This is a genomic window from Kineococcus sp. G2 (assembly GCF_037154035.1).
In the GTDB taxonomy this organism is placed as follows: Bacteria; Actinomycetota; Actinomycetes; order Actinomycetales; family Kineococcaceae; genus Kineococcus.
This window is the reverse complement of the sequence record NZ_JBBBEM010000056.1, coordinates 21,562-39,484: the sequence shown is the minus strand read 5'-3', so window position 1 is coordinate 39,484 and position 17,923 is coordinate 21,562. Positions and strand designations below refer to the sequence as shown.

At 77.1% G+C, this 17,923-nt stretch carries 18 protein-coding genes; 6 read left to right on the top strand and 12 right to left on the bottom strand.

The window, feature by feature from the left end; genetic code table 11:
• Window positions 1–49: 49 nt before the first annotated feature.
• Both V9U69_RS09955 and V9U69_RS09950 read left to right on the top strand, forming a co-directional pair.
• Window positions 50–1,009, top strand: coding sequence for an acyltransferase family protein (locus V9U69_RS09955; RefSeq protein ID WP_337061568.1), 960 nt, complete (start codon window positions 50–52; stop codon window positions 1,007–1,009).
• Window positions 1,010–1,125: 116 nt separating this feature from the next.
• Window positions 1,126–1,803, top strand: coding sequence for a response regulator transcription factor (locus V9U69_RS09950; RefSeq protein WP_337061567.1), 678 nt, complete (start codon window positions 1,126–1,128; stop codon window positions 1,801–1,803).
• 27 nt (window positions 1,804–1,830) lie between these two features.
• On the opposite strand, the gene V9U69_RS09945 is transcribed toward V9U69_RS09950, so the two are convergent.
• Window positions 1,831–3,312 carry a sensor histidine kinase gene (locus V9U69_RS09945; RefSeq protein ID WP_337061566.1) on the bottom strand — a complete coding sequence of 494 codons (1,482 nt, stop codon included), beginning with the start codon at window positions 3,310–3,312 and terminating at the stop codon, window positions 1,831–1,833.
• Window positions 3,313–3,424: 112 nt separating this feature from the next.
• On the opposite strand from V9U69_RS09945, the gene V9U69_RS09940 reads away from it, so the two are divergent.
• A complete protein-coding gene (locus tag V9U69_RS09940) occupies window positions 3,425–4,168 on the top strand; it encodes an SDR family oxidoreductase (RefSeq protein ID WP_337061565.1) in 744 nt (247 codons plus the stop codon).
• Window positions 4,169–4,207: 39 nt separating this feature from the next.
• On the opposite strand, the gene V9U69_RS09935 is transcribed toward V9U69_RS09940, so the two are convergent.
• The 5 genes from V9U69_RS09935 to V9U69_RS09915 form a co-directional block, all read right to left on the bottom strand.
• On the bottom strand, window positions 4,208–4,813 hold the full coding sequence (locus tag V9U69_RS09935) for a DedA family protein (protein ID WP_337061564.1): 606 nt from the start codon (window positions 4,811–4,813) through the stop codon (window positions 4,208–4,210).
• A 156-nt stretch (window positions 4,814–4,969) separates the two neighbouring features.
• Window positions 4,970–6,202: an MFS transporter gene (locus V9U69_RS09930; RefSeq protein ID WP_337061563.1), complete on the bottom strand. Its 1,233-nt coding sequence runs from the start codon at window positions 6,200–6,202 to the stop codon at window positions 4,970–4,972.
• The gene (locus V9U69_RS09925) at window positions 6,199–6,792 is read right to left on the bottom strand and encodes a winged helix-turn-helix domain-containing protein (protein WP_337061562.1); all 594 of its coding nucleotides are present in this window, start codon (window positions 6,790–6,792) and stop codon (window positions 6,199–6,201) included. The genes V9U69_RS09930 and V9U69_RS09925 overlap by 4 nt, the downstream gene beginning before the upstream one ends.
• Before the next feature lie 77 nt (window positions 6,793–6,869).
• Window positions 6,870–7,262 (bottom strand): PPOX class F420-dependent oxidoreductase, encoded by a 393-nt coding sequence (locus V9U69_RS09920; protein ID WP_337061561.1) that lies wholly within the window; start codon window positions 7,260–7,262, stop codon window positions 6,870–6,872.
• Window positions 7,263–7,345: 83 nt separating this feature from the next.
• A complete protein-coding gene (locus V9U69_RS09915; RefSeq protein WP_337061560.1) occupies window positions 7,346–8,545 on the bottom strand; it encodes a PQQ-dependent sugar dehydrogenase in 1,200 nt (399 codons plus the stop codon).
• Between the two features lie 58 nt (window positions 8,546–8,603).
• Here V9U69_RS09915 and V9U69_RS09910 point away from each other — a divergent pair, with 58 nt between their 5' ends.
• From V9U69_RS09910 to V9U69_RS09900, 3 genes are all read left to right on the top strand, one after another.
• Window positions 8,604–9,524: a 2-hydroxyacid dehydrogenase gene (locus tag V9U69_RS09910; RefSeq protein WP_337061559.1), complete on the top strand. Its 921-nt coding sequence runs from the start codon at window positions 8,604–8,606 to the stop codon at window positions 9,522–9,524.
• Between the two features lie 110 nt (window positions 9,525–9,634).
• The gene (locus V9U69_RS09905; protein ID WP_337061558.1) at window positions 9,635–10,495 is read left to right on the top strand and encodes an alpha/beta fold hydrolase; all 861 of its coding nucleotides are present in this window, start codon (window positions 9,635–9,637) and stop codon (window positions 10,493–10,495) included.
• Window positions 10,488–11,078, top strand: coding sequence for a TetR/AcrR family transcriptional regulator (locus V9U69_RS09900; RefSeq protein ID WP_337061557.1), 591 nt, complete (start codon window positions 10,488–10,490; stop codon window positions 11,076–11,078). Before V9U69_RS09905 ends, V9U69_RS09900 begins: the two co-directional genes overlap by 8 nt.
• Window positions 11,079–11,106: 28 nt before the next feature.
• Here V9U69_RS09900 and V9U69_RS09895 read toward each other — a convergent pair whose 3' ends face one another.
• From V9U69_RS09895 to nirB, 6 genes are read right to left on the bottom strand one after another with little or no spacing between them, the layout of a single operon-like run.
• Window positions 11,107–11,751 (bottom strand): Pr6Pr family membrane protein, encoded by a 645-nt coding sequence (locus tag V9U69_RS09895; RefSeq protein ID WP_337061556.1) that lies wholly within the window; start codon window positions 11,749–11,751, stop codon window positions 11,107–11,109.
• The gene (locus tag V9U69_RS09890; protein WP_337061554.1) at window positions 11,748–12,491 is read right to left on the bottom strand and encodes a sirohydrochlorin chelatase; all 744 of its coding nucleotides are present in this window, start codon (window positions 12,489–12,491) and stop codon (window positions 11,748–11,750) included. The genes V9U69_RS09895 and V9U69_RS09890 overlap by 4 nt, the downstream gene beginning before the upstream one ends.
• Complete coding sequence (locus V9U69_RS09885) at window positions 12,488–13,657, bottom strand: uroporphyrinogen-III synthase (protein ID WP_337061571.1); 1,170 nt, start codon at window positions 13,655–13,657, stop codon at window positions 12,488–12,490. Before V9U69_RS09885 ends, V9U69_RS09890 begins: the two co-directional genes overlap by 4 nt.
• Before the next feature lie 5 nt (window positions 13,658–13,662).
• Entirely contained in the window at window positions 13,663–14,973 is a 1,311-nt protein-coding gene (gene cobA, locus V9U69_RS09880; RefSeq protein WP_337061553.1) for a uroporphyrinogen-III C-methyltransferase, read from the bottom strand.
• Entirely contained in the window at window positions 14,970–15,296 is a 327-nt protein-coding gene (locus V9U69_RS09875) for a Rieske (2Fe-2S) protein (RefSeq protein WP_337061551.1), read from the bottom strand. Before V9U69_RS09875 ends, cobA begins: the two co-directional genes overlap by 4 nt.
• Entirely contained in the window at window positions 15,293–17,887 is a 2,595-nt protein-coding gene (gene nirB, locus V9U69_RS09870; RefSeq protein WP_337061550.1) for a nitrite reductase large subunit NirB, read from the bottom strand. The genes V9U69_RS09875 and nirB overlap by 4 nt, the downstream gene beginning before the upstream one ends.
• Window positions 17,888–17,923 lie beyond the last annotated feature (36 nt).

Here is a 17,923-nt window from a genome sequence, read left to right as displayed (position 1 = left end):
CCCCCCCCCCCCCCCCCCCCCCCCCCCCCCCCCCCCCCCCACCGGGGGCGTGTCGCTGCGCGACTTCTACGCGCGCCGCGCGCGGCGCATCCTGCCCAGCGCCGCCGTGGTGGTCCTGGCGACCCTGCTGGGTGCGCTGGTGCTGTTGCCCGACCGGGTCTCCGCGATCGCCCGGGACGCGGTCGCCGCGGGCGCGCAGGTCGCGAACTGGTGGCTGCTGTCGTTCGGTTCGCACGAGCTGGGGGAGGAGGTCGCGCACAGCCCGCTGAAGCACTACTGGTCGCTGGCGGTGGAGGAGCAGTTCTACCTCGTGTGGCCGCTGCTGGTGCTGCTGGTCGTGCGCCGGGCTCGTCCCGGCCGGCTGCGCCGGGACCTGGCGCTCGCCCTGGCGGTGCTCAGCGCCCTGTCGCTGGCGGCCTGCGTCGTCCTCACCGCGCGCGCCGAGCTGTTCGGGTACCTGAGCACGCTCACGCGGGCGTGGCAGTTCGGCGCCGGGGGCCTGCTGGCCCTGGCCGCCCCCCTCGTCGCGACCCGGTGCGGGGCGGGCGGGGGTGCCGCGGTGCTGCGCGCCGTCGGCTGGGCCGGGGCCCTGGTGCTCGCCGTCAGCGCCGTCACCGTCACCCGGCTGCCGTACCCGGGCGGCATCGCCCTGCTGCCCACCCTCGCCACCGTCGCCCTCATCGCCTCCGGCACCTGCGGCGCGGCGCGCGGGTCGGTGGCGCGGGTGCTGTCCCTGCGGCCGGTGCGGGCCTGCGGGCGGCTGTCCTACGTCTGGTACCTGTGGCACGTTCCCGCGGTGGTGCTCGCCGCCGAGGTGCTCGGCACCACCTCGTGGCGGGTGCTGCTGGCGGTGGAGCTGCTGGCGGTGGTGCCCGCGCTGGTGACCGCCCGCCTCGTGGAGCGGCCGCTGCGCTCCTCGCCGCTGGTGGCGGCCTCGCCCCGCCGCGGCCTGCTCCTCGGCGCGCTGGCCACCGCGCTCACCGTCGGCGCCGGTCTCGCGCTGGCCTGAGCGCCGACCCCCGGCCCGTGGCCGCGCTGGTGGCCGCGTGCACCCGTCCGGGTGGTGGGGCCGCCCGCACCCCGGCCGCGCACCTACGCTGCCGCCGTGGGGGCGGGGCGGGTGCCGTGAGGGTGCTGGTGGTCGAGGACGAGACCGTCCTCGCCGAGACGCTGCGCCGGGGACTGACCGCCGAGGGTTTCTCGGTGGACGTCGCCCACGACGGGCACGAGGGCTTCTGGCGCGCCCGGGAGCTCGACTACGACGTGCTCGTCCTGGACCTCATGCTGCCGCTGCGCAACGGCTACGAGGTGTGCCGCGACCTGCGCGCGGCCGGCGTGTGGACGCCCGTGCTCGTGCTGAGCGCCAAGGACGGCGAGTACGACCAGGTCGACGCCCTGGACCTGGGCGCGGACGACTTCCTCGGCAAGCCGTTCTCCTTCCCCGTGCTGGTGGCGCACCTGCGCGCGCTGGTGCGCCGCGGCGCCCCCGAGCGCCCCGTGGAGCTGACCGCGGGCGACCTGCGCCTGGACCCCACCAGCCGGCGCGTGCACCGCGGCGACGTGCCGATCGAGCTGACCGCGCGGGAGTTCGCGCTCCTGCACCACCTGATGCGCCACCGCGACGAGGTCGTCAGCAAGGCGCGCATCCTCGACGCCGTGTGGGACCCGCTGGCGTGCACCGACCCGAACGTCGTGGAGGTGTACGTGCGCTACCTGCGCCGCAAGATCGACGTCCCCTTCGGGCGCGCGGCGATCCAGACGCTGCGCGGCGCCGGTTACCGGCTCGCCGCCGACGGCGGCTGAGGCGCCGCCGGCGCGCTCCCCGCCTCGTCACCGGCTCCGCACCCCGGGGTCGTCCCCGGATCCGTCCTCGGGGTGCGGGGCCAGCGGCAGACGCACCTCGAACAGCGCCCCGCTCCCGCCGGCCGGTGCGGTGCAGCGCACCGAGCCGCCGTGCGCGGTGACCGTCCCGGCGACGATCGCCAGGCCCAGGCCGGTGCCGCCGGAGGCGCGGTCGCGGCTGTCCTGCAACCGGACGAACCGGTCGAACACCCGTTCGCGCTCGCCCTCCGCCACGCCGGCGCCGTCGTCGGCGACCGTCACCACGGCCTCCGGCCCGTCGGCGCGCACCCCCAGCTCGACCCGGCCGCGCGCGTGCCGGGCGGCGTTGTCGGTGAGGTTGCGCACCGCGCGGCCGAGCTGCCCGGCGTCGCCCAGGACGCGGGCCGGTGCGGTGCGCACCACCACCTCCAGCGCCGTGCTGGCGCGCAGCCGGGCGCCCTCCGACTCCAGCAGCTCGTCCACGTCCACCTCCGCGCGCACCGGCACCGCCGCGCCCTCGTCGGCGCGGGCCAGCAGCAGCAGGTCGGCCACCAGGCGCTCCAGGCGGACCGCCTCACCGTCCACCAGGGCGGCGAACTCCACCGGCCCGGTCGCCCCCGGGTGCAGGCGCTGCACCTCGGCGGCCGCCCGCAGCGTCGCCACGGGACTGCGCAGCTCGTGGCTGGCGTCGGCGACGAACCGCCGCTGCGCCCGCTGGGCGGCCTGCAACCGCCCCAGCATCTCGTTCATCGTCCGCGCCAGCCGGGACACCTCGTCGTCGCCCGGCGGGACGGGGACGCGACCGGCCAGGTCCGCGGAGGTGATGCCGTCGACCGTGCGGCGGATCGCCTCCACCGGGCGCAGCGAGCGGCCCACGAACACGTGCGTGGCGACCCCCACCGCCACGAGCAGCAGCGCCCCGCCGACGGCGACCAGCAGGGCCGCGGTGCGCAGCGTCCGCTGCGCGCCCGCGGTGCTCTCGGCGACCACGACGGTGTACCGCTGCCCGTCCGCGTCCGCACCCACCACGGCCACCAGCCAGCGCTCGTCGTCGCCCAGCTGCGGCAGGGACCGCTCCCGCACCCGCGTCCGCCCGACCCCGGGGACGGCGGAGGAGAGCGGTGCGAGCCCGGCCAGCGCCCGGCTGGCGGTGACGACCTCCCCGTCGGCGACCACCTGCACGTGCGTGCCCCGCTCGTCGTCGGCGCCCACCAGCGCGTCCAGGCGCTCGCGGGCCGCCGGGTCGCTCCCGTCGAGCGCTCCCGGGCTCACCGCCGCCCGCACGAGCCGCGCCTGCACGGTCGCGGAGGTCGCCACCGTGTCCAGCAGGGAGCCGCGCAGCACCAGCAGCCCGGCGGTGCCCGCGGTGGCGATCAGCAGCGCGAGCACCAGCACGGCCGCGGCGCTGGAACGCGTGCGCACGCCCGCGGCCGCCCACCGGCGGCGCGGGTGCGCGAGGGCCCCGGGACGCGCCGGGCTCGCGGGTGCCACGGGTCCTCCCGGTGTGCGTCGGTGGCAGGGAGGGTAGCGAGCGCTGCCCGGCCGGCGGGTGCCCGGGACGGCCGCGTTCGCCCGTCCGTGGACCTCCCCCTAGGTTCGGGGCATGGAGCTGAAGGGTGAGGTGGCGCTGGTCACCGGTGCGGGGAGCGGGCTCGGCGCGGCGATCGCGAAGGAGCTGGCCGCGGCCGGTGCGAAGGTCTGGGTCAGCGACGTGCGGCAGGAGGCCGCCGACGGCACGGTCGCCGCGATCGCCGACGCCGGCGGTTCCGCGGCGCCCCTGGTGCTGGACGTCGGCGACCCGGTGGCGGTGCAGGCGGCCGTGGCGTCCGTCCGGGACCAGGACGGGCCGGTGGGCGTGCTGGTCAACAACGCCGGTTTCGACGTGTGCACCCCGATCGAGCACCAGACCCCCGAGCAGGCGCAGCGCGTGGTGGCCACGAACCTGCTCGGCCCGATGTACCTGGTGGCGAACGTCTACCCGGCGATGCTGGAGCGCAACCACGGCTACGTGGTGAACACCCTCTCCACGGCCGCGCGGCGCGTGTGGACGGAGGCGTCGGCGTACGCGGCCAGCAAGCACGGCCTGCGCGCCTACACCGCCGCCCTGTTCAAGGAGGCGCAGCGCGACTGCAAGCAGCGGCACGGCTCGATCGGCGTGGGCGTCACCGGCCTGATCCCCGGCGGGATGGCCACGCCCTTCGTCACCGACCGCTTCCCCGACGCGGACCTGACGAAGCTGCAGCAGCCCGCCACGGTGGCGCGGGCGCTGATGACGGTGTTCGCGACCTGGCCGGACAGCGTGGTGCCGGAACTGGCCGTGCTGCCGCCGGGGGAGACGTCCTGGTGACCCGCTGACCGCTCGTTCCGCGCGCCCGCGCTCCCCGGTTCAGACCCGGGCGCGCGGGCGCAGCACCTTCTGCAGCACGGTGTCCACGGCGAACCCCAGCACCAGGGCGATCGCGATGCCGAGGAGCGCACCGGCCAGCGGTGTCGACTCCACCCACTGACCGGCGAGGGTGCCGATGAGCACGGAGTACCCCGCCCACGTCAGCGCCGCCAGCGCCGACAGGCCCACGAACCGCCGCCGGGGGAACCGGGCGGCACCGGCGGTGAGGTTCACGGCGGTGCGGCCCACCGGCACGTACCGGGCGGCCAGGACCGCGAACGCGCCGCGGCGGTCCAGTTCGCGCTCGGCGCGCGCGAACGCGCGATCGAGCCGCGGGTGCCCCGCGATCCGGCGCCGCAGCGAGGAGTGCCGCCCCAGGGCGTAGGTGAGGTTGTCGCCGCAGAACGCCCCGACCATCGCGCACAGGCCCAGCAGCACCGGGTGCGGAGCGCCGGTGTCGGCGGAGACCGCCGCCAGGGCGATGACGACGGACTCGCTGGGCAGCGGGGGGACGAACGCGTCCAGGGCCGACAGGGCGAGCACCGCCAGCAGGACCCACCGGGCCCCGGCGTGCTCCGCGACCAGTTCACCGACGTGCTCGAACACCCGTCCTCCCGTCCGCGGCGCCGGTGGCCGCCCGGCCCACCGTGCCACGACCTGCTCGCACCCCTCGCGGTGAGCGCTCCGGCCCCACGGGGTCCTCACCCGACCTCCCCCACCCCCTCCGTGATCTCGCGCGCGTGAACGTTCACGCGTGCGAGATCACGGGGAGGTGGGGGAGGCCGCGGCGTCGGGGGCGCGGTCCAGCTCCGCCCAGGTCGCCGAGCCGAACGGCCACAGCGTCACCAGCAGGTACGCCCCGCCCAGCGCGAGCAGCACGACCGGCAGCGCTGCGTGCTCCAGCGCCACGCCGGTGCCGAGCTGGCCGATCGGCATCGCCGCCCAGGCACCGGCCCCGACGACGCCGGCCACGCGGGCGCGCGCGTGCGGCGGCACCCGCTCCAGCTCGGCCGCCCCGAGCACCGGGTTGATCGCCCCCGCGGCCACCCCGGTGAGCACCATCGTCACCACCGCGACGGCCAGACCGGGGTCGGCGGCCAGCACGAGGAAGCGCGGTGCCCCCACCAGCAGGAACGCCACCGCGAACACGGCGCGCCGGGGGAAACGGGTGCCCACGGCGCCGTAGGCCAGCGCCCCGAGCACCGCGCCGGCGCCGAACGTGCCCACGAGCAGCCCCAGCGCCGGGCCGCCGCCGAAGCGCTCGCGCGCCACCACCGGCAGCACCACGGAGCTGAACGCGGCGTCGAAGGCGTTCGTGCACGCCACCAGGAGCACCACCGCGCGCAGCAGGCGGTCGCCGCGCACGAACGCCAGGCCCTCGGCCAGCTCCCGCCAGTACCCCGTGCGCGCCCGCACCGCGCGGGCGACCGCGGGAGCGCCGACCGCGACGAGCAGCGCGGAGGCCAGGAACGTCACCGCGTCCAGCGCGAGCACCGTGAGCGCACCGGTCAGGCCCACCAGCGCCCCGGCGAGGGGGGCGCCCAGCAGGCGCGCCAGCCGCTCGGCGGCGTCCATCCACCCCGTCGCCCGGTCCAGCGCGACGCCCGCCTCCGCCGAGAGCTCCGGCAGCAGCGCGTGCCGCGCCGCCTGCCCGGGGGTGTCCAGCAGCCCGGTGGCGAACAGCAGCACCAGCAGCACCCCGAACGGCAGGCCGGCGGTGGCGTCCAGCAGCGGCACCAGGGCGATGGTGACCGCGCCGACCAGGTCGCTGGCGACGCTGGTGCGCCGGTACCCGACGCGGTCCACCAGGACCCCGCCGAACACCCCGCCGAGCACCACGGGCACCAGCGCCACGGCGGCGGCGACGCCGACCAGGGCGGTGCTGCCGGTCGTCTGCAGCACGTGCAGCGGCACCGCGATCGCCGTGGCGGTGTTGCCGGCGGAACTGGCCGTGTGCGCGGCCAGGACGCAACCCAGCCGGGCGCGGGGCCTCACGGTCCCGCCGGGGGGCGGGGGAACGCCGAGCAGATGACCCGGACCGGGCGGGCGCCGTCGCGGGCGTTGTCCCGGGCGGCGTCGGAGCGCTCCTGCCAGGCGGCGCACAGCGCCTCCAGCTGCGCGGTGAACTCCGCCAGCTCGGCGGCGGTCAGGTGCCACACCCAGTCGCCCTGCGTGCCGGCGGCCACCCACTCCGCCGGCAGCGCGTGCTCGGCCTCGAGGTGGGACTCCACCTCCCGCGCGAGGTGGCGGACGATCTGCCGGCGCAGCGCGGTGGAGGCGGCGTCGCGCTCGGGGTCGGCGCGGTCGGCGGCCGGGTCCAGGTGCGTCAGCTCGGCGGTGGCGCGCCACCAGCGCTCGCGGCGGTCGCGGGCGTGCTCGGCGGCCTCCTCGACGAACCCCACCTCCGCCAGGCGGCCGAGGTGGTAGCTGACCGAGCCGGGCGCCTCGTCGACGGCGCGCGCCAGCGCCCCCACGCTGGCCGGGCCGGACGTGCGCAGCTCGCTGAGCAGCCGCAGCCGGGTGGGGTGCGCGAGCACGCGCATGGCCGCGGGGTCGGTGAGCTGCACGGTGCGCGGGGGGGCCACGCGAGGAGGCTAGGTCCTGCGAGGAACGTTGTACAAGAAGTTTTGTGGAACTTCGGCGCCGCCGGGGCGCACCTGCCTCACCCCATCGCGTGCACCCGGTCGACCGCGATGCGCAGCACCACGCGCACCTGGTCGCGCCCCCCGTACCAGGGGTAGGGGCCGCCGGTGTACTTCCGCGACAGCTCCTCGATGTGCTCGGCGCCGCCCTCGGTGGTGGTGTCCACCACGCGGCCGCGCACCGCGACGTAGCGGGTCGGGTTCGCCGGGTCGGACACGGTCAGGGCCACGCGCGGGTCGCGCTCGACGTTCCGCGTCTTCTGGAACCCCTGCACGGTGTTGACGACGACGTGCTCGCCGTCGGTGTCCACCCACGTCTGCGTCAGCTGCGGCGACCCGTCCGGCATCGTCGTGGCCAGGTAGCAGGTGCTCGGCGCTCGCAGCAGGTCGAGCAGCTCGGGGGTCAGGTCCACGTCGGTCCTCCGGGTCGGGTGTCGGCGCCCGCACGCTACGGCCGGGGGCGCCGCCCGGCACCCGGGGACCGCCGTGCTCCGCGTCAGGTCAGCGGCACGCTGACCAGGCGGTCGTCGCCCGCCCGCGGCTCACCGCGGAACGTGTTCGACGTCAGCACCCACAGCGAGCCGTCCGGCCCCACCTCGACGCTGCGCAGCCGACCCAGCGCACCCTGCAGGTACGCCTCCGGGGTCCCGGTGGGTCCCTCCGGGGTCAGCGGCACCCGCCACAACCGCTCGCCGCGCAACCCGGCGACGAGGACCGCGTCGGACGTCACCGCCACCCCGCTGGGGGACGCCTCCGCCGTCGCCCACGTCTGCACCGGAGCGACGAACCGGCCCCCGCCGTCACCGGGGCCCTCCACCACCGGCCAGCCGTAGTTCCCGCCGGGACGGATGACGTTCAGCTCGTCGTAGGTGTCCTGACCGAACTCCGAGGCGATGAGCCGGCCGGTGGAGTCCCAGGCGAAACCCTGCGGGTTGCGGTGCCCGTACGACCACGTCGGCGAGCCCTCGAACGGGTTGTCCGGCGGGACCGAACCGTCCGGTGCGACGCGCAGCACCTTCCCCGCCAGCGAGCGCGGGTCCTGCGCCGCCGCGCGGTCCTGCGCGTCGCCGGTGCCCACGTACAGCATCCCGTCCGGCCCGAACGCGATCCGGCCGCCGTTGTGGGTGGAGTTCTTCGGGATCCCGGTCAGGACCGGCCGCGGATCGCTGAGCCGGTCGTCCGCGTACGAGTACCGCACCACCCGGTTGTCGTCGCGGGTGGTGAGGAACAGGTACACCTGCCCGTCCTGCGCGAACCCCGGGGACAGCGCGATCCCCAGCAGGCCACCCTCCCCGTCGGGGACCACCCCGTCCACCCGGCCGTCCTGACCCGTGGCGGCCACCCGGGCCAGCACGCCCGGGCCCGTGCGCACCACGCGGGCCTCGTCCCGCAGCGTCACCAGCGCCGTCCCGTCCGGCAGGACCGCCAGCCCCCACGGCACGTCCAGGCCGGTGGTCACGTCCACCGGCGTGCCCGGGACGCCCGCGGCTGCGGGCGGGGTGGACGCGCCGCCCGGGGTGCTCGCCGCCGGGGTGCTCGCCGCCGGGGTGCTCGCCGCCGGGGTGCTCGGCGTCCCCGCCGGAGCGGTGGCGGGGGTTCGCCCGCCCCCGTCCGCCCCGCCGCACGCCGCGACCAGCAGCAGGACGGACAGGACCCCGGCCGGCCGGGCCGCGCGGCGGTGCGTCGTCGGGCGCATGCCCCCATCGTCACCCGCGCCGCACCGGCGTGCACGGCCCCGTCGGTAGCGTGCCCGCGTGAGCGCCCCCGAGCCCCTCCTCGTCAGCGTGCCCTCGCCGTCCTGGGTGCGCGCCGTCGGCCCGCTGGACGGTGCGCGCCTGCTCGTGTGGGACGGCACCGGCGCCCCGCCCGATCCCGCGCCCGCGCTCGTCGTGCCCCCGTACGTCGCCACCCCCGACCTGCGCGCCGTGGCGGACCGCCCGGCGGTGGAGGCGGTGCAGCTGATGACCATCGGCTTCGACGGGGTGCCGCAGCAGCTGCCGGAGCGGATCGCCCTGCTGAACGCGGCGGGCGTGCACGAGGCGTCCACCGCCGAGCTCGCCGTGGCGCTCGCCATCGCCCGGCTGCGGGGCGTCGACGACGACGCGCGCGCCATGGGCGAGGGCCGCTGGGCGCCGTCGCGCCGCAGCGCCCTGGCGGACCGCCGCGTCCTCGTCGTCGGGTTCGGCGGCGTGGGCCGTGCCGTGGCCGCCCGGCTGGCACCCTTCGAGGTGGAGGTCACCGCCGTGGCCTCCCGCGCCCGCGTCCAGGACGGCGTGCCCGTGCGCGCCGCGTCCGACCTGCCCGCGCTGCTGCCCGGGCACGACGTGGTGGTGCTGGCGTGCCCGCTGACGGAGGCGACCCGGGGCCTGGTGGACGCGGGGTTCCTGGCCGCGATGCCCGACGGGGCGCTGCTCGTCAACGTCGCCCGCGGTCCGGTCGTCGACACCGCCGCCCTGCTCGCCGAGGTGCGCACCGGCCGGCTCACCGCCGCGCTCGACGTCACCGACCCCGAACCCCTGCCGGCCGACCACGAGCTCTGGCGGACCCCCGGAGTCCTCGTCACCCCGCACGTCGGCGGGAACACCAGCGCCTTCCGGCCGCGCATGGTGCGGCTGCTGCGCGAGCAGGTGCGCCGCCGGCTCGCGGGACAGGGGTGGCTGAACGTCGTGCGGTGAGGCACGCCGGGTGGTCGCGGGCGCGTGGTCGCCGCGGTGCGCTCGCCCCGACCCCGCGAGCCGGCGAACGCCCCTGGACACCTGAGGTTAATGGCATTAACTTCGTGGTCGTGACCCCCACCGAGTTCCTCCACCGCCCCGGCGGCCGGATCGCCCTCAGGAGTTCCGGCGCCGGCCCGCTCGTCGTCGCCGTGCCCGGCATGGGCGACCTCACCGGTTCCTACCGCGACCTGGCCGGACCGGTCGTGGAGGCCGGGTTCCGGCTCGTGCTCACCGACCTTCGCGGCCACGGCGCCTCGGACACGACGTTCCGCGAGCACGGCGACGAGGCCACCGCCGCAGACCTCGTCGCGCTGCTGGAGGAGGCGGGAGAGCCCGCGGTCCTCGTGGGGAACTCGATGAGCGCCTCGGCCGCCGTCCTCGCCGCCGCGCAGCGCCCCGACCTCGTCGCCGGCCTCGTGCTGATCTGCCCGTTCCTGCGTCCCACCGGGCCGCGGTGGGCGGACCCGCTGGTGCGCAACACCTTCCGCCTCGCCCTGGCCCGGCCCTGGGGGGCGCGCGCCTGGACGGCGTTCTACGCCCGGCTCAACCGGGGACGCACCGCGCCGTGGCTGGGCGAGCACCTGGGTGAGCTGCGGGCCTCGTTCAGGGACCCCGCGAGGCTGGCGCAGTTCCGCCGGCTGGCGGTGTCGCTGGACCACTCGGTCGTCCCGCCCGCCCTGCCCGCCGTCAGCGCCCCCGCCCTCCTCGTCGTCGGTGCTCTGGACCCGGACTACCCCGATCCCGCGGCGGAGCTGTCGTGGATGGCGCGGCAGTTGCCGTCCGAGGCGTTCCTCGTGCCGGAGGCCGGGCACTACCCGCACGCGCAGCGCCCCGACCTCGTGGCCCCCCGCGTCGTGGAGTTCCTGCGGCGGGTGCACCCCGCGGTCGCGTCCCCCGGTGCCGGCGCGGTGGGTCCCGCCGGTGCCTAGGGCGGGCCTTTCGCGCGAGGCCGTGGTCGCCCTGGCCGTCGACCTGGTGGCCGGGTCGTGGACCGGGCCGGCGGAGCTGTCGCTGGCGGCCGTGGCAGCCCGGGCGGGCGTGAGCACCCCCGGCCTCTACAAGCACGTCGGCTCGCTCGCGGACCTGCGGGCCGAGGTGACGCTGGTGGCCGTGCGGGAACTGACCCGCGCGTGCACGGCGGCCGCCGGAGGGCGGACGGGGGAGGAGGCGCTGCGGGCCCTGGCGCACGCGGTGCGGGCGTTCGCCGTCGAGCGGCCCGGGCTGTACGCCGCGGCCCAGGTCGACGCGGCGGGCGCGGGAACCCCCGAACTGGCCGCCGCGGCGAGCGGGCTCGTGGGCGTGTTCACCGGCGTCCTGGACGGTTTCGGCCTGCCCCCCGAGCGGCACGTGGACGCCGTGCGGACGGTGCGCGCGGCCGTCCACGGGTTCGTGGTGCTGCAGGCGCAGGGGGGTTTCCGGCTGCCCGACGACCCCGACCGCAGCGTCGAGACGCTGCTGGACGTCCTCGTCGCCGGCCTGCGCTCCCTGGGGTGCCCGCGCACCGGCCGGTGACCGCTGCTGCGCGCAGCGCAGCCAGGGGTCAGGGACGGCGCGGCAGGCGGGGTTCCACCGCGCGCAGCAGCGCGGCCAGCAGGACGCCGGCCGCGAGCACCGTCCCCGTGGCCGCCAGCGCGGCCGGGTACCCGACCGCCGCCGCGTCGAGGAACGGGTACGGGTACCAGCCGGTGACCGCGCCGTGCGCGAACGTCCACCCCACCCACGCCAGCGGCCACGCGAACGCCAGCAGCAGCGTGCGCCGGTCCAGGCGGGGCCGCGGCCCGAACAGCGCCCACCCGGCCAGCGTCGCGACGGGGGCGGCGTAGTGCTCGACGGCGTCGATCCACCGGTCGACCCCCGTCGGCTGCACGCCGGGGGCGAGCAGGGTCGCGTACACCACGCCGGTGATGGCGATGCCCAGCAGCGCGTCCAGGCGCAGCACCCGCCAGCCGCGCCCGTCGCGGTCCGGGCGCACCGCCAGCGTCGCCGCGGCGGCCAGCACCAGCAGGTTGCTCTGGACGGTGAAGTAGCTGAGCCACCGCAGCAGCCCGGCGCCCCCGTCCCCGCTCAGCGTCAGCACGACCTGCACGAGCAGGGCCGCCGCCACGGCCACGGCCACGGCGGCGTGCCAGAGGCGCGAGGCGGCCGCCCACCGCGCCCGGTCGGTGGGCGGTGAGCCGTCGCTCACGGGGTCGCCACCGCTGCGGCCGCCTCGTACCTGCGCACCACGAGGTCGACCAGCAGCGGGTGCGGTCCCATCGGCTCGGCCACCGCGTCGGCGCCGGCGTCGGCCAGCCGCCGGGAGAACACCCCGGGCGCCAGCAGGTAGCTCGCCACCGCCACCCGCCGCGCCCCCGCCGCACGGGCGGCGGCCACCGCGTCCGCGACCGCCGGTTCCTGCGCGGAGAGGAACCCGCAGGTCACCGGTGCGCGCAGCCGCGCGGCCAGCAGGTCGGCGGCGGTGCGCACGTCGGCCTGCGCGACGGCGTCGGAGGAGCCCGCGGCAGCGAGCACGACGGCGCCGTCGAACGTCGCCGGGTCCTCGCCGAGCGCCTCGCCGAGCCGTTGCAGCACCACGTCGGTGACCTCCGGCCCCGGCCCGAGGGCGGCCGCCGCCACGGCCAGCCCGCCGCCGGCGGCCACGGCGTCGGCGATGTCGACGCGCACGTGGTACCCGCTGGACAGCAGCAGCGGCACCACGACGCCGCGGCGACCGGCGGCGCTGAGCTCGCCGACCACGTCGGGCAGCTCCGGGCCGTGGACGTCGACGTGCGCGGCGCGCACGTCCAGGTCGGGCCGGGCCGCGGCCACGGCGGCGCGCAGCGCGTCCACCGTGCGGCGGCCGGTCTCCGAGCGGGTGCCGTGCGAGCACGCGACGAGGACGGGCGCCCCCTCCGAGGGAGCGGTGGTGGGAGCGGGGCTGGTCACGCGGTCTCCAGGACGTCCAGGCGGTACCCGCGCTTGACGAGCGTGCGGACCAGGTCGCCGGTGGGCAGGCCGCCGCGCAACCGCGCCACGGTCACCTCCACCGCGTGCGCGTCCTGCGCGCCCGGCAGCTCGGCGAGCAGCTCCTCGCGGGTCACGACGGCCCCGCGGGCGTCGGCCAGCCGCCGCAGGACCGCCAGCGGCCCGGGGGCGAGCTCGAGGACCCTCCCGTCCAGGACGGCCGCCTGCGCGCGCAGCACCAGCTCCCCGTGCGCGGTGAGCACGCGGTCCAGGGGGTTCGCCGCCAGGTGCTCGGTCAGGGTGCGCAGCAGCGCACCCAGCCGCCAGCGCTCCGGCACCAGCGGCTCGACGCCCGCGGCGCGCAGCGGCTCGGCGGTGACGTCGCCGACCGCGCAGGCCACGACACCGCTGCCGAAGGCCCGCACGACGTCCTCGCGCCGCCCGGCCCGCTCGGCCGCCTCGAGCAGCGCCACGGCACCCGGGGCGCTGGTGAACGTCACCGCGTCCAGCCGGCCGGCGGCGATCAGCTCCACCAGGCGCTGCACCGCGTCCGGCTCCGCCGGCGGCAGCCAGCGGTACACCGCGACGCCGCGCACCCGGGCGCCGGCGGCGACGAGGGGCTCGAGCTGGTGCTCGTCGGCGGCGCCGTGCAGCTGCACGACGATCGAGCGGCCCGCCACGCCCTCGTCGACCATGTGCTGCACCGCCTCGGCGGTCTGCTCCGACGCCGCCGACCACGCCTCCCGCAGCCCGTTGGCGCGCACCGCGCCGGTGGCCTTCGGCCCGCGCGCCAGGATGCGCGCCCGGCCGAGGACGGCGAGCAGGTCGTCGGCCAGGCCGGCGGCGTCGGCCGCCTCCACCCAGCCGCGCAACCCGATGCCGGTGGTGACGAGCACGTCGTCGGGCGGGTCGGCGACGACGTCGCGGGTGTCGGCGACCAGCTGCTCGTCCTCGGCCAGCGGCACGATGCGCATGGTGGGCGCGTGCACGACGCGGGCCCCCTTGCGGGTGAACGTGGCGACCATGTCGTCGGAGCGCCGGTCGCTGGTGACGCCGATCGTCACCCCGAGCAGCTGCGACGACGGCGAGGTTCCCGCGGTGGCGCCGCGCGCCGCGGGGACCTGGGTCGCGCTCGGCGCGGCCGGCATCTCGTTCACGCTCCCGGACAGTAGGCGACGGCGCCGGGCGGCGCCACGAGCTCCCCCGGACCCGCGAGGCCGGCGGAGGTGGACGGCCGCGCGGAGGCGACCTCCCCGACGGTGGCGGCCAGGTCGACGACGGCCCCCACGACGACCACGGCGGGGGAGCGCACGCCGCGCTCGGCGGCCACGGCGGCGATGCGGTCCAGCGGGGCGGTGGTCGTGCGCTGGTGCGGCGTCCAGCCCCGTTCCACCACGGCCACCGGGGTGGCGGGGTCCTTGCCGTGGGCGATCAGGCCCGCGGTCAGCTCCGGCAGGGTCGACACGCCCATGAGGACCACCAGGGTGCCCTCGAGGCGGGCCAGGGACGCGTGGTCCGGGGCGTCGTGGCCGGTCAGGACGGTGACGGAGCGCGCCAGGCCGCGGTGGGTGACGGGGATGCCGGCGGCGGCGGGCACCGCGAAGGCGCTGGTGACGCCGGGCACGACCTCCACCTCCACGCCGGCCGCGCGGCAGGCGAGGACCTCCTCGCCGCCGCGGCCCAGCACGTACCCGTCGCCACCCTTGAGCCGGACCACGTGCCGCCCGGTGCGGGCCGCCTCGACGAGCAGGCGGTTGATCTCCTCCTGCGGGACCGGGTGGTGGTCGGGCGTCTTGCCCACGTCCACGACCTCCACCTCCTCGCCGAGCTCGGCGAGCACGCCCGTGGGAGCGAGGCGGTCGACGACGACGAGGTCGGCCTCGGCCAGGCGCCGCCGGCCGCGCAGGGTCATCAGGTCCACCTCGCCCGGGCCGCCGCCCACGAGCGTGACGCGCCCGGGCCGGCCGGGGACGCGCTCGCGGCGCAGGGGCGCTGCGCCGGCGTCCAGCCACCGGGCGAGGGCCTCCTTCAGCGCCCGCGCCCGGCGCGGGTCGCGGCCGGCGGAGACCGAGACGGTGACGGGACCCGCGGGGCCGTCGCGGTGCACCACCGCGGGGGTCCAGGCCGCGGACGCCGCCGCGTCGTCGGCGCGTACGCACCAGGTGCGCCGCTCCTGCGCCGCACCGGCCAGCGCGGCGTCGGTGGCGGGGTCGCCCGTGGCGGTGTGCACCAGCCACGCGCCCTCGACGTCTCCGTCGACGGCCTCGCGCTCGTGCCACGTCAGCCGCGGCAGCAGCTCGCGCAGGTCCTCGCACACCGCCGGGGCGACCACGTGCACGTCGGCTCCCGCGGCCACCAGGTCCGCGGCCCGGCGCGCGGCCACCGGCCCGCCGCCGGCCACGAGCACCCGGCGGCCGGTGAGGTCGAGGTGCAGCGGGTACGGCACCCGCCCCGCGTCCGTCACAGCTCCACCGTGACACGGCCGTCGGGTCCCACGGAGCACGGGTGCACCCGAACCGGTGCGGCACCGGTGGTGGACTCGCCGGTGTCCAGGTCGAAGGCGTTCTGGTGCAGCGGGCAGACCACGACGCGCTCGTCGATCTGCCCGTCGGCCAGCGGGCCCCCGGCGTGCGGGCAGGCGGCCTGCACGGCGCTCACCCTGCCGCTGCGGCGGCGGAAGAGCGCGACCTGCTCACCGCCGACGACGTAGGTGCGGCCCTCGCCGACGGGCAGCTCGTCCAGGGGGCACACGTCGTGCCGGACCGCGCGCTGGGTGGGGACGCTCATCGGGAGACCTCCGCGGTCGAGGGGACGGCGTTCGAGTTCGAGTGGACCTCGGGGGCGAGGCCACCGGGAGCGCCGGCCGGGCGGCGCGGCACCAGCGGCAGGTCCACCAGGGGCAGGGAGGGGCGGAACTGCCCCGGGGTGACGGGCTGCTCGCCCTCCAGCCACGGGTCGCGGTAGTTGTCCACGGTGGCCTGCATCCGCTCGTCCAGGCCGGCCGCCATCCCGTCGCTGTCGTCGACGAGGACCGCGCGGACACGCTCGACGCCCAGGCGCGGCACGAACTCGTAGGTGCGCTCCAGCCAGTTGCCCCACTCGCGGTAGAACTGGATGAACCGGCCCGCCAGGGTGATGACCTCCTCGGGGGAGTCCACCGTCGCCAGCAGGTCCGCCTTGCGCACCGAGGCACCCGCGGCGCCGCCGACGTGCACCTCCCACTTGCCGCCCCCGACGGCGACGACGCCGATGTCCTTCACGTACGCCTCGGCGCAGTTGCGCGGGCAGCCCACCACGCCGAGCTTGAGCTTGGCGGGGGTCTCGATGCCCTGGAACCTGGTCTCCAGGTCGATGCCGAGCTTCGTGGAGTCGCCCAGGCCGAAGCGGCAGAAGTCGGTGCCCACGCACGTCTTCACGGTGCGCACGCTCTTGCCGTAGGCGTACCCCGACGGCATGCCGAGGTCCTTCCACACCCTCGGCAGGTCCTCCTTCTTCACGCCCAGCAGGTCGATGCGCTGCCCGCCGGTGACCTTCACCATGCCGACGTCGTACTTGTCGGCCACGTCGGCGATCTTCCGCAGCTGCTCGGGGGTGGTGACCCCGCCCTTCATCTGCGGCACGACGGAGAACGTGCCGTCGCGCTGGATGTTCGCGTGGACGCGGTCGTTGATGAACCGCCCGTCGCGCTCCTCCTCGATGCCCTCGGGCCACATCATCCGCAGCAGCGAGGTCAGGCCCATCTTCGACTTGGCGTCCTCGGTGCCGCCCGGGGCCAGCTCGCGGAAGACGGCCGAGACGGACTTCAGGCCACGTTCGCGGATGGCGGCCATGAGCTCCGGCTTCGCCATCGGAACGCCCGGCACGTACCAGTTCGCGGACTCGTCGACGGTGAGGTTCCCGCCGGCGGCCCACTGGGTGATCTGCTCCACCGCGGACTTGCAGGAACCGCAGCCCTTGGCGGCCTTCGTGGCGCCCATCACGGCGTTCAGCGAGGTCGCGCCGCCCTCCACGGCCTGGACGATCGCCCCCTTGGTGACGCCGTTGCAGTTGCAGACCTGCGCGCCGTCGGCGAGCTCGGCGACCCCCACCTCCTCGCCCGGGGTCCCCAGGTCGAACAACAGGGACGTGCGCTCCTCGGGCAGCGGCAGGCCCTGGTCGAACGCCTGCTGCAGGAACGCGGTCTTGCGCACGTCCCCGAGCAGGGTCGCGCCCACCAGGCGCCCCTCGCGGATCACCACGTTGAGGTACACGCCACGGTGGGGCTCGGAGAAGACGACGAACTCGTCGTCGTCGCGCTCCGGTCCGGGCAGTCCCATCTGCACGACGTCCACGCCGGCGACCTTGAGCTTCGTGGCGGTGCGCGAGCCGTGGTACTCCGCGTCGGGGTCGGCTCCGGTGAGGTGGTCGGCCAGGACCCCGGCCTGCTCCCACAGCGGCGCGACGAGGCCGTACGTCTCCCCGCGGTGCTGCACGCACTCGCCGATCGCGTAGACCTCGCCGACGTCGCCCTCGCAACGCATCCGGTCGTCCACCAGCACCCCGCGCTCGACCTCCAGGCCGGAGCGCAGCGCGACCTCCGTGTTCGGCCGGATCCCGGCGGCGACGACCACCAGGTCGGCGTCGAGCACCTCGCCGTCGGGCAGCTCCACGCCGCTGACCCGGTCCGTGCCGCGCACGCCCTTCGTGCGCACGCCGGTGTGGACGCGGATGCCCAGCGCCTCGATGGACCGGCGCAGCACCCGCCCCGCCTCCGGGCCGAGCTGCTGGTTCATCAGGTGCTTCGGGGAGTGCACCAGGTCGACCTGCACGCCGTGGGTGGCCAGGCCGTACGCGGCCTCCAGGCCGAGCAGACCGCCGCCGATGACGACGGCGCGGCGGTGCTGCCGCGCGGCGGCCAGCAGGGCCCGGGTGTCGTCGAGGGTGCGGAACGCGAACACCCCGTCCAGGAGGGAACCGTCCGCGCGGTGCAGGCCGTCCATCGAGGGGATGAACGGCGTGGCTCCCGTCGCCAGGACCAGCACGTCGTACGGGGTGGTGCCGCCCTGCGCGTCGTGGACCACCCGGGCGGCGGTGTCGACCCTCTCCACGGCGACCCCGGCGCGCAGGTCGATGCCGTTCTCGGTGTACCACGGCAGGGAGTTCAGGAAGATCGAGTCCTCCTCCTCCTCACCGGTCAGGACGTGCGAGAGCATGATGCGGTTGTAGTTGCCGTACGGCTCCGCCCCGAAGACCGTCACGTCGAACTGCTCGGCGCCGCCGCGCTCGAGGACCTCCTCGACGGCGCGGGCGCCGGCCATGCCGTTGCCGACGACGACGAGCCGGCGCTTGCGGCTGCGCTGGTGCGGGATGGTGTCGGTGCGGGTGGTGGTGGCGGTCACGGGGTCCTCCTCGAGGTCCGGGGTGCGGGTGGGGAC